This is a genomic window from Rhizobium sp. SSA_523 (assembly GCF_030435705.1).
In the GTDB taxonomy this organism is placed as follows: Bacteria; Pseudomonadota; Alphaproteobacteria; order Rhizobiales; family Rhizobiaceae; genus Neorhizobium.
In genome coordinates this window covers 1,248,281-1,260,750 of the sequence record NZ_CP129382.1, presented here as the reverse complement: position 1 = coordinate 1,260,750, position 12,470 = coordinate 1,248,281, and the positions used below count along the sequence as shown (strand labels likewise).

Sequence of the window (12,470 nt, the reverse complement as noted above, 5' to 3'; positions counted from 1 at the left end):
GCCTGCGTGTCATGGGCTATCAGATCACCTTGTTCCAGCAACGCAAGCTGGATGCCGCCTTCGCGAAAGCTGATCGCGAAGCGGCACTGAGGAAGCAGGACGGCCGCTGCAAATACTGTCTCTGCAAGCTCACCTACAAAAACGTCACCCGGGACCATGTGGTCGCACGGGCGATGGGTGGCCTGGACCACCGGGACAACATCGTCGCGGCGTGTGCGCGATGCAATCGCGCCAAAGGGAAGCTGTCCGTCAAGCTCTTCGTCCGAATGGTCTCGTTCCCACAGCCAGGGGAGCCGATGGCCTTTCGAATGATCTGGTTCGACCGGCGCCTCAACAAAGCACTCGACGAAATGGAAACGAACGTGTTCCGAGCTGTGGGAATCCGACGGTGAGCGAAACCAAAATCAAAAACGCGCATGTCTGGGAACGCGGCGAGCTCGACTGGTACGTCGAGCCCGAGGCAGCGACGGCCTCTCTTCTCAAGGAGGAGAGGTTCGTCGGCGCCATCCATGATCCGGCCTGCGGGCAGGGCAACATCGTCAAGACTCTCATTGCCCACGGCTACCACGCAAGTGGATCAGATGTCGTTGACCGCGCCGGCACGCCCGGCTGGTTCAAGGGCAAGGCCGATTTCCTCGGACCCGAAGCGATCTTCGCGGACAACATCGTGACCAACCCTCCGTTCTTCAGAGGCAAAGGGACGGAGTCGTTCATCCGCAAGGCGCTGCGCGTTGCCAAAGGCAAGGTTGCGGTGTTCACAGAGCTTCGCTTCCTGACAAGCAGCGTGCGCGCGAACGGTCTCTATGCCGAGCACCCACCTACGCGGATCTGGATGGTGACGCCTCGACCGTCATGCCCTCCAGGAGAGTTTCTTCTCGCAGGGGGGGAGGCGAAGGGCGGAACGCCGGATTTCTGCTGGATCATCTATGACAAGACCGCCCCGCTGCTGGGAACCGCATTCGGATGGCTCCGCGGGGACGCAAAGGGAGAGGCGCCATGACCAGTCGCGCTCCCGGCTCCTATTTCGTTTTCGACCCCGGTAGAACCATGGGATTCGCATATTGCCTTGCCGGCGGCGGCAAGCTCCGAAGCGGCACATGGCGGTTCAAGCACCAGTCGCCAGGCGCCGTCTATGCCGAGTTCCTCAGCTACCTCAAGCGCATGCTCGAGGGGCTGCCTGACCCCCAGGTCGGGATGGAGCTGATGACGATCGTCGACCACGGCGAGAACGGGAAATCAGCCATCGATGCCAAGCAGGTGATGTTCTCTTCCGGCTGGCCGACCCACGCCCAAACGCTCTGCTACAATATGGGGCTGCGGGAGCCGGAGCTGATCGCCATCTCGACATGGCGGAGCAAAACGCACGGCAAGATGCGCGTGCCTGACAACATGAAGTTCGCGAAGCCGGCTGAAAAGTCAAAATGGTTGAAGCTCCAGGCCAAGCTCTACTGCGACAAGAACGGCTGGGCCTACAACTCGGACGACGAAGCTGAAGCGCTCTGCATGCTGGACGCTCTGAGGATCATCCATGAGCCGAACTATGCCTTCGACAAAGGGCAGTCCTATCAGCAGGAGTCGTTCTTCTGATGGCCGCCGACCGCACTCCCTGCATCAACCCGCGCTGCAAGCGCACGGCGCCAGCTGACCAATTCCCTGGTGAGATGATCTGCGGAAAGTGCTTCCGCAACCTTCCTGCCGAGGTGCGTGCTGATCATCGTCGCTTCTGGCGTGAGATCCGGAAATGGGATCGGCGCATCGCAAAGACCAACGACGAGCTCAAGCTCGAGCGCATGCGATCTATCCGGCAGATGTGGAATCGTCGGCTCAACCACCATTGGGACACCGTCATCAAGCCTGCTGTCGTCGACTCTGAGAAGCCGGAAGGCCTGAACGCATTCCTTGAGGAGCTCGGGCTCTGATGCGCTTCACAGACCAGTTCATCGATGACTTGCGAGACAGGGTCTCAATCTCAGATGTAGTCGGCACCCGTGTGACGTGGGACCGGAAGAAGACCAGCCCGCAACGGCGAGACTTTTGGGGCTGCTGTCCCTTCCACGGCGAGAACCGCCCTTCGTTTCATTGCGAGGATGGAAAGGGCCGGTACCACTGCTTCGGCTGCGGCTCATCGGGCGACCACTTCCGGTTCTTCATGGACCTGGACGGCGTCTCGTTCCCCCGCGCTGTCGAGATGGTGGCTGCGCTGGCCGGGGTTAATATTCCGGGGCACGAGGAGACAGCGGCAGAGAAGAGAGAACGCCTGCAGCGCGAGGCAGGCCGCAAGAGGCGCGACCAGCAGCGCGAGGCGGATAAACGCAGGGAGGACGAGCGCAAGGCCGAATCGGTGCGCTCCATCTGGGACAGCGCGGTCCCAATCGCCGGCACCCTGGCGGAGATCTACCTCGCCAGTCGATCTATTGAGATATCCGATTTCCCGGCGGGAACGATCTGGATGCCGAGCTTGCGCTTTCACCCGGGGCTAAAGCTGGGCGGTGAGCGACACCCTGCGCTGATCGGTGGGGTGCAGGCTAAGAGCCGCAAGCTCACCGCTGTGTGGCGGATCTTCCTGAACGCAGATGGCAGCGCCCTGAAGAACGACGAAGGCAAGAAGGTCAAGCTCGGGCTCGGGCCAGCTGTGGGCGGCGCCGTGCGTCTGGGGCCGGTCACCGACGTCCTGCGGATCACGGAAGGTATCGAGACGGGGCTTGGCGTTTCGCTTCTCACCAGGCCGGGCGCTTCCACATGGGCGACTCTGTCAACCTCCGGAATGATCAACTTCGAAATCCCCGAAGGCGTGAAGCGCCTCGAGATCTACGCGGATGGCGATCGCCACCGCCTTCACAACAAGACCGGCGGTCTGATGGATCCGCCGGGCATCGCAGCAGCAAAGAAACTCCAGGATCGGGCGGCAAAGGAGGGGGTGGAGGCAGTGCTCTTCCCCTCACCGGAGCCCGATGACTGGTTGGATGTTTGGCAAGGAAGGAAGAGAGATGAGCGGCAGCAACGCTACATCGAATATCGTTAATATAAAGCTGGAGCAGATTGTGCTCGGCGCAATCCTGCTCAACGAGGACAATTACTGGCACGTTTCAGAAATCCTGACGATCGACCTGTTCGGGACCGACGATCATCAAAAGATCTTTGCGGTTATCCACGAACTGGCGAACGACGCTCGTGCAATACGAGTGGCCATTGTTGCGGGCAGAATCGGAGGGCTGAGCGAAGGCAAAGACCCGGAAGCCTATGTGTCGATGCTACTGCACGTGGCGTCCCGCGAGGAGAGTATCCCGCTTCTCGACTACGCCTATGAGCTTCGTTCCGCGGCGACCAGGCGCAAGGTGATCGCCCTCGCAGAGAATATGATCAAGTCAGCGCAGGATGTGCGACACGATGCCGACCAGATCGTGGACCGGGCGGCCGAGCGCTTGGCTGATATCTCGAGGCAGGCGGCGATCGAGCACGAAAGTACCGTGGCCGGTACCATCGGGCAGATCGTCCAGCGCGCAGGGGACAAGTCCAAGTCGACCCTTTCCATCCAGCCGTGTTTGCGAGGGCTGGAGAAAATGGTTGGCCGGATCCCGATGGGATCGCTCGTGTTGTGGGGAGGGGCGCCCGGCTCAGGCAAGACTGCAATGGCGATGCAGCAGATGCTCCACTCAAGCTCTGTCTTCCAGCACCCGTCATCTCTCTTTGAGCTTGAGATGGACAACATGTCGCTCGTAGCTCGCTCAGTATCCGGAGAGACCGGGGTGTCAATGCGGGACATCATGCAGGGCATGTCTGAAAGCCAGTTTGAGGCGATGCTCGACGCGCAACGACACTTCGCCAACCTCCCGCTGCGCATTGTGGCGCCGTCGAAGATGACAATTCAGCAGATTCGCAGCAGGGCCTACGCGCACAAGCGCAAGTTCGGTCTCCATCTGCTGGCTGTTGATCACCTCAAGCTGGTGGACCGACCGAGCAAGACGCGCATGGATCCGGTCGAGCGTGCATACGAGAATGCTCGAGACCTGAAGTCCTTGGCGAAGGATCTGGAATGTGTGGTGGTTGGTCTGTGCCAGTTCACCAAGGCGGCGCGGCAGAAAGACGTGCCGGAGCCGGAGATGGAGGACTTCTACGGAGGGTCGCTAGAGGAGCACGCTGATATCATGCTCGCCAATTTTAACCGGAATGACTGGCTCAAACGCAACCCGCCGGTAAGCAACAACAAGCGGGCAGAGCACGACGAAAAGCTGCGCATGAGCGAGGGGAAGGTGGAAGTCTACAAACTGAAGGACCGCTTCGGCACGCCCCGCGACCGGCACTTCTTTCGGTGGAACGGAAAGATCACCCGCTTCATGGACATGGAGTCGATGGAGCAGACGTCGTTCCTGGATGAGAGCGAACAAAACTTCGACCCGGATCTGCTGAACGGGAGGGCTTACGCATGAACGAGTTCGGTTACGACGTCCGACCCGTCGCCGGCGGCGGCTACCACGCGATGCTGCGCACTGCAGCGGATGGCGAGCTCAAGCCGATCGTCGGTAAAGGCGGGAAGCCACTGGTTTACCATTCGCTGAGCGATGCGCTTCACTCATTGCTCGGGCATCTCACCCGCTATGTGAACGGACACCTGGTCAGAGAGGGTGAAATAGCAGGCCAGACAGAGGCCGCCGCTCAAGCTCATTTCAAACCCATCGTCAGGCAAAAGGGCAAGACGAGGGTGATCGCAGTCGCATACAAGAAGGGGTCATTCAGGTGCAAAACCGGGGACAAAAACGCAAAGGCGGCCGACGTGTCGTCCGTCACACCGACCGAACCGTCTACATCACCTGGGTGCTCTGGGTCATAGGCATGTCGGAAAGCAGTATCGCCGCCGTTGTGTTGAAGAGGCGGAAGCAGATCGCGGGGATCGTGAGCCGGTCGCAATATTCCAATCGGTCAGCAATGACTATGGAAGAGAGGCAGGCGGCACTCGATCAGCTCTTGTCGGTGAGATATGATGAGGACGGTCAATCGATCGACGGTGGTGTCTTGGACCGGGTGCCCCGCACGGTAATCGAACTGCGCGGGAAGCAAGTAAAGGGCAGGGGGGCGTGATGGCGACCGGACAAGGGATTCTCAACCGCCTGAATGCACTGAAGATGGTTGACGCCGAGAAGCCCGGCGTCCTCCCACTCGCCGCATATTACCGCAGGAGTCCCGAGCTCGAGGCGGCGCGTGGCGCAATGTACAAGGCCGTCTTTTTCGTATCGAACATGACCGACGCCGCGATCGATGAGGCCTTGGCCAGGATGGGTGGGGAAGATGCGGATCCTCCGAAAAGATCGCCGCGCTACCAGATCGTCGACATGATCTCAGCGGTCACGGTCATCAATGAGATGGCCGGTCCCCTCGAATATCTGATCTCAGCCGGAGAGATGGAAACAAGCGCTGATGTCGAAGGCTTCGGCCGCGCTCGGTTCCATACCGCTCTCCGGCTTAGGGATTTGTTCGACGGAGCTCAGGTTAAGGGGCTCCGGTCTCCTTCTCTGTCCGGGGGAGGCGGAGGCGGGCAGCTGGCGGACATTCGGGGGTACCAGCTCGACTGCATGAAGCTGCTGGATCGGGTGCGTCGTGGGATTGCCGCTGCGTGGGCTTTCCCTTTGCTTGAGGCTCTCGTTTGGAGAGACGAGTGGCTGGACCTGGCGCCGGAGAAGAAACCCAGCAAAGCCTCAGCCCGGATGAAGACCGTGCAGGGACTCCATTACGCCCTGGACTGTGCCGGCTCGGTGCTGGGGTATATACCGGAGGAGGACATCACCCAGCGGTGGCCTTCTGGGGCTCCTCCTGTGCCGCCGTCAATTCGTCGTCATACTCGGGCGTCCACGGCAGCAAACCAGCTCGGACTGCTGACATCGCGAGCCGCTCGGCTTGGGTGAGCTCCCTCTTTCCGGTGAACGTGTTGCTGGCGGTCCACTTGTTGTTGATGCCGATGCGCTCTCCGGCGGTAGCCACCTGCCGCTGATTGAAGCCCATCCGGCTGGCCCAAATTCGGAAGTCGTTCGAGGCCGTCATTTACATCTCCGTGCATTCTCGGGTTAAATTTGCAGCGAGTTCGTAATTTTCTTCGCTCTTGAGCATGAGCTCCAGCAGGACGTGGACGGAGTGCGGGACATCCTGCTCTCCGTCCAACCACTTCATGGCCCGGTGCTGCGGCACGCCGGCGATCTCAGCAAACAGAGTGACCGTGATGTCGAGCTGATCCAGCTTGACCGCGAGATCGGCCGGAGTGATCCGCTTGTACCCGCCTGCCTTGCGTGTATCGATGGTCCGGCTGTCGTACAGGCGCAAGACCGCCTCCATCGCGGCAACCTCCGCTTCTCTTTCCGTATCGAACAGGACGACGCCGGTGCGGTCGCGCACGAGATCGGGCACCAACCCGGGCAGGGCGAACTGCCCTGCGAACTTGTCGCCGCGCGGGAGGGCCTTCGAGATGCGACGCGAGGCGGGTTTGTTACTCATTACAGGATCCTTTCAGCTGGTCACCAGCGTCGTTTACCCGACTGCCGGCCACGTGGGCCAGTCATATCGGTCCTTTCGTTTTCCATTCTTGCTGACAGTTATGAATCCGGTGTTCACGTTTGTGCCGACCTCGGAGAAGGAGTTAGGCGGCAGATCCCGCCAGGTTGCACCCATGTCCTCCATAAGTTTCCGGAACGCCACAGACTTGGCGGTCTGCCTAAACTCGGTGCCGGCTGACATGATGGCGATCAGCTGGCCGCTCGGCTTCAGAAACTTCGGTGCGTGCATGACGTGATCGATGTCCCGCTCCCGATCGAACGGCGGGTTCATGACGACCAGGTCGTAAAGGCCTGTCGTCTCCGGCTCAATCGACATGAAGTCGGCGTTGAACACCCGTCCGAGCTTCTTGGCCTTCAGGTCGGGGATGAGGTGCGGCTGGATTTCAATGCAGTCCACGATGTGGTCGAGGCGGTACCGGTCATAGTCCCAGCTTTTCTCGTAGCGAGGATAGCAGGCCACTGCCAGGTTGCCGGTGCCCGCCGACGGCTCTAGGATGCGGAGACGGTCGCTCTCCTTCGACCTATGCCAGATGGGAGCGGTCCGGAGTATGAGCTGCGCAGCGGCCGGCGGCGTGGGGTAGAAGCCAAAGTAGCGCGCCGGCGCAGTCTTGGCCTTCTCCGGGGAGAGAGGGTCGTCCTGCACCGTTCGCCCGTCGGCCAGCACCTCCCCATAATATTCCCCGATCATCCGGTTGACCTTCGACACTAGATCCTTGCGGGTAAACCAGAGGTGGGCATTGCCGTTCTTGAAGATCCGAACCTTGAAATAGTCCGTCTCCACCTCCGTTTGGCGCGCGCCAATTTGGCCATGTCGGGCAAGATCGATTTCGCCAATTGTCTTGGTGAAGTGTGCGACCGGCCTGCGCTGGCGTCGCGCCGCCGCGTTTTCCTCGTCTTGCTTCTTCACCTCGTCGAGCTTGCCGTCCAGGATGGTGAAGGTCCTCTCGATGTCGATCAGGGTGGAGCGTTCGTCCTTCCGCGGGCTCCAGTTCCAGCTGCCGTATTCATTGAAGCAGCGGGTCAGGATGACACGATTGCCGATCTTGAACCCGTCGTGAGACCGGAAGCGGCGATCGAGTGAGGCAAAGGCATTGGCCATGCCGCGCCGGAAGATGGTGTCCGCGCTCATCATGAACTGCTCAAGCGTGGCTAAGATGTTGTCGACCGTCACCGGCGGCATCCCCTTGGCCGCCTGCTCTTCGGTGATCAGCTGACCGGGCTCTGTCGGTTCTTCGATGATGTGCGACATCTGCTCGCGCAACTGGTCCTTGGCCTCTTTGTCCATCAGGTGCTCAAGGTCGGTGTGGCTGACCACCCATGCCCAAACATTCAGATCAATGATGTGCCGCTTCTCCCGCATGTAGTCTTCGAATGGCGCGCGAGTTATCGGGATGAGGGCCCGACGCGAAGCGATCTCATGTGCCGCGTTATAGGCGTTGGTTCGGGGAAACGCGCGCTTGGCCATGTCGATCGCTGCGCGCTCTGCTTCGTGTGCCGCGTCGATTTGGGCATAGGCATTTTCAAACAGCTCAAGGGCCTGGTCACGGTACCGGACGATTTGCTCGACCGTATTGCGTGGTACGATTGCGTTCATGGTGTTCTCCTTGGTGCCATGCTTGGCGGGGTCGTGGGCAAAGATTAAGATGATCTGGACTACAATTTTATAAGGGCTGCTTCACTTGCGCGTTCCTTCTTATGTGAACCGGTACACGATAGCCTCTGCCTTGGCGGGTGCCGCCATCGGCCTATTCATCTTCACGATTTTCCCGATGTGTAGGGGGGACAATTGTTCGGTTCAGGGATGGCTGAGCGCTCTGAGTGGGTGGGCGGCCGCGGCCGCGGCGCTCGTCACGCTGAATGTCCTGCGCAAACAAGTTGAGTCGCAGAACAAGCAGATCAAGTTTCTGATGGGCGAGAATCCGCCGGTTGCCGAGCATTGGAGATACGGTCCCTTTGGGGTCATCATCCGTCTGGTGAATTGGAATCAGACGAAATTCATCATCAACGCTATTGAGATCCAGGCCCCAGAGCGTCTGCTGGTTCACAGTGTGGCCCCTCTGCCCTTTGAGCGGACCCATGAAAAGTCACTTCTACAATTAGGAATGGATGTCGATGATGACGGTACTCTCTCAAGCCCGATCACGATTCCGGGGTGGGAGGGGCGCGGTGCCGAGCCGGCAGAGATATTTCTGGAGATGCCATGTGGGCCTGGCGACGGTAGATCCATGGAGGGGGACCGCAGAATAGCAACGGTTCTATTCAAGGGGCATCTCAGCGGACCTACGCGGGAAGAGATCACGGTCGCCGTCGATGTGCCGATCGATGAGTTGGTGTTCGTCTAGAGATCGCAGAGCGCCGAGAGGCGCGCTGCAGGCCGCTATCATCGCGGCGAGTGGGTTGTGCCTTATGGTTTAGCCCGGCCCTCGATTATCTCGTCCAGTTCGGCGAGAGTGAGTTTGCCGTGGTGAGGGACCATAGCCGCAAGCGCAGCATCCGCTTTGTCGAGCCAGTACCGGCGCTGTTGCTCTGGCGGCGCTCCATGGGCGGTCTGATTGGGGCTTGCAGCATCCCAAGCGAAACCGTCCTGCTCACACATCGCCTTTGCCATGCGCAAGCGCAGATCGTCCGCGTCACCATGGAGGTGCTGCGCCCCCTGGATGTTCTCGTTTTTAGGGTCATTATTGGGGTCAAAAGTGCAACATGTTGCCGGTGTTTCTGCTTTTGATCCCGGCTCGTTCCCGTTGACTTCCGCCGCGAACGCGAGTTCTCGGATGCCTTCAATGATCTCCTCCAGCTCGTGGACGTATTCCTCGCCGTTGCCTGGATATTCGACCGTTCCTGTGTCTGGATCGGTACCACCATGCTCCGCGCAGTACGCGTTCAGGCGCGTTTCAACGAAGCGAGCGGAAAGCTCGAAGCCGTCCACAAGTGTCTGGGGCGAGGGGGGTGTTGCCAAGCGCAAGAGCTCGGCTTCAGCAGCCCGCGCCCTTTCCAGGTACCGATTACTCGCCTCGAGGAGTTCATTAACGCGGTGCCGGTAAAAGCGAAGGACCGAAATGGCTCGGCCAGGCATCAGCAGGATCTTGTCCATATCCCAATCGATCGCAAGGTCACGCATTGGGAGCCTCCTTGGCTGTCATACTGCGGAGCAGCGATTGAACCGCAGCGCGCTGGTTCGCGTCTGCGATGCTGTCGAACAACAAGGCCACGCGCATGGCAGCCGGGCTGACGGCGGGCGCCGATGCTACGGACCCGCCGGTGGCTTCGATGCCCTCGAAGATCTGGGCCAGGTTGCAGTCCAGCGCCGAGCAGATCTGCGTCAGGCGGCTGGCGCTGACGCGGTTGACGCCCTTCTCGTACTTCTGGACCTGCTGGAACGTGACGCCGAGCTTCTCGGCGAGTCTCTCCTGCGAGACGCCCCGCGACATGCGGATGGTGCGGATGTTCGTGCCGACTTTCAGGTCAGCAGGATGTGGTGCAGTCTTCATTGTCATTCTCCGTTGCGTTCATGCTTGAGGGGTGGCGCCGCTATACGCGCAGCGGCATCAGGACATAGGTGACGGCGTTGTCGGCGCCGTCTTTGATGATGCCCGGGGAGCCGGCGTCACCGAGGTGCATCATTGCGCCCCCGTCGAGCTGGCCGAGGATCTCGAGGAGGTATTGAGCGTTGAAGCCGATCTCGAATGGCTCGGCGTTCGTGTCGATGTAGATTTCCGTCGAGACGCTGCCGAAATCCGGGTCGGAGCAGCTCAGCGTCAGCGCCTCGGGCGCGATGCCCAGCTTCACCGATTTGCCGCGGTCAGATGATATCGAGGAGGCCTGCTTAAGAGCGGTGATGAACTCCGCGGTGCGAGCAGTGACTTGGTTGGAGTTGCTCGCCGGCATCACGCGCTGGTAGTCGGGGAAGGTTCCGTCGACCAGCTTTGACTCAAGCATCTCCTCGCCGTTGAAGCCGAACGAGATTGCCGTGGGGGTGACGCGGACCGCAACATCGGCGGGGCAGTCCTTCCGCTTCAGCAAGCGAAGCAGCTCACCGACGGTCTTCCGGGGGATGATGGCGCCGGCATCATCCATCGCCTCGCATCCAGGGGGAGGGAGGATCTCGTAACGCCCCAGGCGATGGCCGTCGGTGGCCACAAATGTCAGCTGCCCTCGGCCCTCGTGGAAGTGCATGAAGACGCCGTTCAGATAATACCTCGTCTCTTCGGTCGAGATAGCGAACTCGACCTTCGACAAGGCTGTCAGCAGGGCGGACGCACGGATTGTGAAGGCCACGTTGGAGCGCTGCAGCGAAGATCGAAAAGCCATCTCCAAGGGAAAATCATCTTCCGGAACGTCCTGTTTGAGGGAGAGGCGCAGCTTGCCAATGGCCGCGGTCAACGCACCCTGCTCAAGGGTGAAGTTGATGCGAGCCGCGTCCTTCACCTTGTCCATGAGCCCTTTCAGCTTGTGAGCGTCGATAAGGGCGACGAAATCAGCAGACACCGACCCCGGCACGAAGGTGGTGGTGTAGATGTCCAAGTCGGTGCCGATGACATCGACGCCACCACTGCGGGCCGTGATGAGGACCGTGTCAAGAACAGCAATCGTGTTCCGCTTTTCGACAACGCGGCAGGCGTTGAGCATGGCCTTCTTGAAGATGGGGTAGTCGAGCGATGCGGTTTCCGCGCAGGTGGGGGTGATCGCCAGAGCGTTCATGTGTTTTCTCCTGGGTCGCATGATTGCGGGGGGGGGTAAAGAAAAAGCCGGGACAGGCCCGGCTTCTTGCTATTTGATGACGCCCACCTTCCGGAGGTAGGCCGGGTCGTATGACCGAAGCCGGTCTTGCACGCTCGAGCACCAGACGTCTCGGTCGTGGCCGGCATGGAACTCAGCAACGCGCTTTTGGGATTGCGAAGCCTCATAGAATTGTGCCGCCGTCCAGCCAGCAGACTGCCGCAGATCTACCAGATGATCGAGCGTGCCCTCGACGTCGATCTTCAGGTCGGGACATACCTTCTCGGCGGCCACGACCATCTGGAAAGTGACGATGTCGCTCACCGGGTTGGGTGTGACATAGGAGGTGGCGAGCATGAGAGATGCGACGACGAGAGACATGGGCTTCCCCTTTCGAATGGGGTGAAGCCTAAGTCTGACGAGACGTTCCCGTCAATAGCGCGGCAATTAGAAGCCGACGGCCTCGCTGGCAGGTGTCAGGCCGTATTTCTCGCCGAGCCATTTGATGAAGTCGACGGGATCCTCCTCATTCTCCCTTGCTTCGTTCACACGCTCCCCATGATCGTAGACGAGATCGCCGTAGCCCCACTGGCGATCGGCTTCCGCCCAGCAGGCGGCGGTGTATTTGTCGACGGACATCAACATCGTCCTGTGGAAGTCTCGGTTGCTGGGGTCCACGGAGCTCGCTTTGTCCGCCGTAACCATGGCGCAAAAGATCCCCTGAATGTCAGGCTCATAGGGTTCGCCACCGTACTGGTTGTCGCTGATGAGTTTGTCCCAGTCGAGCCGGCGAAGAACCTCCGGCACAAACTCCCAGTCATAGGCGTTTACAAACTCGTATCCTTGCGACTCCATGTGGTTGTGCACGCGAAGAGCGATGTCGCCCGCCTGCATCGAGACATGGCGCATCGCGCTTGAGCCGATCCCCTCGAATAACGGCTTGAGGAGATCCCCATCGCGCGCCTCGCACATCCACTCCCATGCGCAAAGCGCCGCCTCGAGTTGAAGAGTGGTGAAGAGGTCGTTCTCACGGAATTTGTGGGCGCCGCTGAGGGTGGCATAGACGGGGGCCGTCTGCCGATTACGCGGTTCCTTCTGGATATAGCAACTCCAGGAGTGGCCGGCCTTTTGCAGCAGCTTGAGGGAGCCCTCTTCGTCAGCATAGCCGATGAGTTTGATAATGGTCATGGTCTCTTCCTTTGCATGATTGCTGGG

The 12,470-nt window shown here is 60.1% G+C and carries 16 protein-coding genes and 1 pseudogene; 10 read left to right on the top strand and 7 right to left on the bottom strand.

Features of this window, described 5'->3' with window-relative positions; all coding sequences use genetic code 11:
• Positions 1–11: 11 nt before the first annotated feature.
• From QTJ18_RS14510 to QTJ18_RS14470, 9 genes and pseudogenes are all read left to right on the top strand, one after another.
• Positions 12–392, top strand: coding sequence for an HNH endonuclease (locus QTJ18_RS14510; protein ID WP_252750908.1), 381 nt, complete (start codon positions 12–14; stop codon positions 390–392).
• The gene (locus QTJ18_RS14505; protein ID WP_252750907.1) at positions 389–1,000 is read left to right on the top strand and encodes a hypothetical protein; all 612 of its coding nucleotides are present in this window, start codon (positions 389–391) and stop codon (positions 998–1,000) included. The genes QTJ18_RS14510 and QTJ18_RS14505 overlap by 4 nt, the downstream gene beginning before the upstream one ends.
• Positions 997–1,587, top strand: a complete 591-nt coding sequence (locus QTJ18_RS14500) for a hypothetical protein (RefSeq protein ID WP_252750906.1) — start codon at positions 997–999, stop codon at positions 1,585–1,587. The genes QTJ18_RS14505 and QTJ18_RS14500 overlap by 4 nt, the downstream gene beginning before the upstream one ends.
• The gene (locus tag QTJ18_RS14495; protein ID WP_252750905.1) at positions 1,587–1,919 is read left to right on the top strand and encodes a hypothetical protein; all 333 of its coding nucleotides are present in this window, start codon (positions 1,587–1,589) and stop codon (positions 1,917–1,919) included. Before QTJ18_RS14500 ends, QTJ18_RS14495 begins: the two co-directional genes overlap by 1 nt.
• A pseudogene (locus tag QTJ18_RS14490) lies at positions 1,919–2,257 on the top strand (CHC2 zinc finger domain-containing protein); the annotation flags it as partial. The gene QTJ18_RS14495 and the pseudogene QTJ18_RS14490, both read left to right, overlap by 1 nt.
• 84 nt (positions 2,258–2,341) lie before the next feature.
• Positions 2,342–3,022 (top strand): DUF7146 domain-containing protein, encoded by a 681-nt coding sequence (locus tag QTJ18_RS14485; protein WP_489672083.1) that lies wholly within the window; start codon positions 2,342–2,344, stop codon positions 3,020–3,022.
• Positions 2,988–4,427, top strand: coding sequence for a replicative DNA helicase (locus tag QTJ18_RS14480; RefSeq protein ID WP_252750904.1), 1,440 nt, complete (start codon positions 2,988–2,990; stop codon positions 4,425–4,427). The genes QTJ18_RS14485 and QTJ18_RS14480 overlap by 35 nt, the downstream gene beginning before the upstream one ends.
• Positions 4,424–4,828 carry a hypothetical protein gene (locus tag QTJ18_RS14475; protein WP_252750903.1) on the top strand — a complete coding sequence of 135 codons (405 nt, stop codon included), beginning with the start codon at positions 4,424–4,426 and terminating at the stop codon, positions 4,826–4,828. Before QTJ18_RS14480 ends, QTJ18_RS14475 begins: the two co-directional genes overlap by 4 nt.
• Positions 4,829–5,075: 247 nt before the next feature.
• Positions 5,076–5,897 carry a hypothetical protein gene (locus tag QTJ18_RS14470; protein WP_252750902.1) on the top strand — a complete coding sequence of 274 codons (822 nt, stop codon included), beginning with the start codon at positions 5,076–5,078 and terminating at the stop codon, positions 5,895–5,897.
• Between the two features lie 136 nt (positions 5,898–6,033).
• On the opposite strand, the gene QTJ18_RS14465 is transcribed toward QTJ18_RS14470, so the two are convergent.
• Positions 6,034–6,480, bottom strand: a complete 447-nt coding sequence (locus QTJ18_RS14465; protein WP_252750901.1) for a hypothetical protein — start codon at positions 6,478–6,480, stop codon at positions 6,034–6,036.
• Positions 6,481–6,513: 33 nt separating this feature from the next.
• Positions 6,514–8,133, bottom strand: a complete 1,620-nt coding sequence (locus QTJ18_RS14460; protein WP_252750900.1) for a DUF4942 domain-containing protein — start codon at positions 8,131–8,133, stop codon at positions 6,514–6,516.
• 130 nt (positions 8,134–8,263) lie between these two features.
• Here QTJ18_RS14460 and QTJ18_RS14455 point away from each other — a divergent pair, with 130 nt between their 5' ends.
• On the top strand, positions 8,264–8,881 hold the full coding sequence (locus QTJ18_RS14455; RefSeq protein WP_252750899.1) for a hypothetical protein: 618 nt from the start codon (positions 8,264–8,266) through the stop codon (positions 8,879–8,881).
• A 62-nt stretch (positions 8,882–8,943) separates the two neighbouring features.
• Here the strand turns inward: QTJ18_RS14455 and QTJ18_RS14450 are convergent, their stop codons facing one another.
• The 5 genes from QTJ18_RS14450 to QTJ18_RS14430 all read right to left on the bottom strand — a co-directional run bounded on the left by QTJ18_RS14450 (position 8,944) and on the right by QTJ18_RS14430 (position 12,443).
• Positions 8,944–9,657, bottom strand: a complete 714-nt coding sequence (locus QTJ18_RS14450; RefSeq protein ID WP_252750898.1) for a hypothetical protein — start codon at positions 9,655–9,657, stop codon at positions 8,944–8,946.
• On the bottom strand, positions 9,650–10,027 hold the full coding sequence (locus QTJ18_RS14445) for a helix-turn-helix domain-containing protein (RefSeq protein WP_252750897.1): 378 nt from the start codon (positions 10,025–10,027) through the stop codon (positions 9,650–9,652). The genes QTJ18_RS14450 and QTJ18_RS14445 overlap by 8 nt, the downstream gene beginning before the upstream one ends.
• Positions 10,028–10,067: 40 nt before the next feature.
• The gene (gene dnaN, locus QTJ18_RS14440) at positions 10,068–11,237 is read right to left on the bottom strand and encodes a DNA polymerase III subunit beta (protein WP_252750896.1); all 1,170 of its coding nucleotides are present in this window, start codon (positions 11,235–11,237) and stop codon (positions 10,068–10,070) included.
• Positions 11,238–11,306: 69 nt separating this feature from the next.
• The gene (locus QTJ18_RS14435) at positions 11,307–11,636 is read right to left on the bottom strand and encodes a hypothetical protein (RefSeq protein WP_252750895.1); all 330 of its coding nucleotides are present in this window, start codon (positions 11,634–11,636) and stop codon (positions 11,307–11,309) included.
• Between the two features lie 66 nt (positions 11,637–11,702).
• On the bottom strand, positions 11,703–12,443 hold the full coding sequence (locus QTJ18_RS14430) for a hypothetical protein (protein WP_252750894.1): 741 nt from the start codon (positions 12,441–12,443) through the stop codon (positions 11,703–11,705).
• Between the last annotated feature and the right edge of the window lie 27 nt (positions 12,444–12,470).

Excerpts from the sequence above, each read along its gene's own strand:
- QTJ18_RS14510 (WP_252750908.1), top strand. The coding sequence starts at position 12 with ATGGGCTATCAGATCACCTTGTTCCAGCAACGCAAGCTGGATGCCGCC.
- QTJ18_RS14500 (WP_252750906.1), top strand. The coding sequence starts at position 997 with ATGACCAGTCGCGCTCCCGGCTCCTATTTCGTTTTCGACCCCGGTAGA.
- QTJ18_RS14495 (WP_252750905.1), top strand. The coding sequence starts at position 1,587 with ATGGCCGCCGACCGCACTCCCTGCATCAACCCGCGCTGCAAGCGCACG.
- QTJ18_RS14480 (WP_252750904.1), top strand. The coding sequence starts at position 2,988 with ATGAGCGGCAGCAACGCTACATCGAATATCGTTAATATAAAGCTGGAG.
- QTJ18_RS14475 (WP_252750903.1), top strand. The coding sequence starts at position 4,424 with ATGAACGAGTTCGGTTACGACGTCCGACCCGTCGCCGGCGGCGGCTAC.
- QTJ18_RS14470 (WP_252750902.1), top strand. The coding sequence starts at position 5,076 with ATGGCGACCGGACAAGGGATTCTCAACCGCCTGAATGCACTGAAGATG.
- QTJ18_RS14465 (WP_252750901.1), bottom strand. The coding sequence starts at position 6,480 with ATGAGTAACAAACCCGCCTCGCGTCGCATCTCGAAGGCCCTCCCGCGC.
- QTJ18_RS14460 (WP_252750900.1), bottom strand. The coding sequence starts at position 8,133 with ATGAACGCAATCGTACCACGCAATACGGTCGAGCAAATCGTCCGGTAC.
- QTJ18_RS14450 (WP_252750898.1), bottom strand. The coding sequence starts at position 9,657 with ATGCGTGACCTTGCGATCGATTGGGATATGGACAAGATCCTGCTGATG.
- QTJ18_RS14445 (WP_252750897.1), bottom strand. The coding sequence starts at position 10,027 with ATGAAGACTGCACCACATCCTGCTGACCTGAAAGTCGGCACGAACATC.
- dnaN (WP_252750896.1), bottom strand. The coding sequence starts at position 11,237 with ATGAACGCTCTGGCGATCACCCCCACCTGCGCGGAAACCGCATCGCTC.
- QTJ18_RS14435 (WP_252750895.1), bottom strand. The coding sequence starts at position 11,636 with ATGTCTCTCGTCGTCGCATCTCTCATGCTCGCCACCTCCTATGTCACA.
- QTJ18_RS14430 (WP_252750894.1), bottom strand. The coding sequence starts at position 12,443 with ATGACCATTATCAAACTCATCGGCTATGCTGACGAAGAGGGCTCCCTC.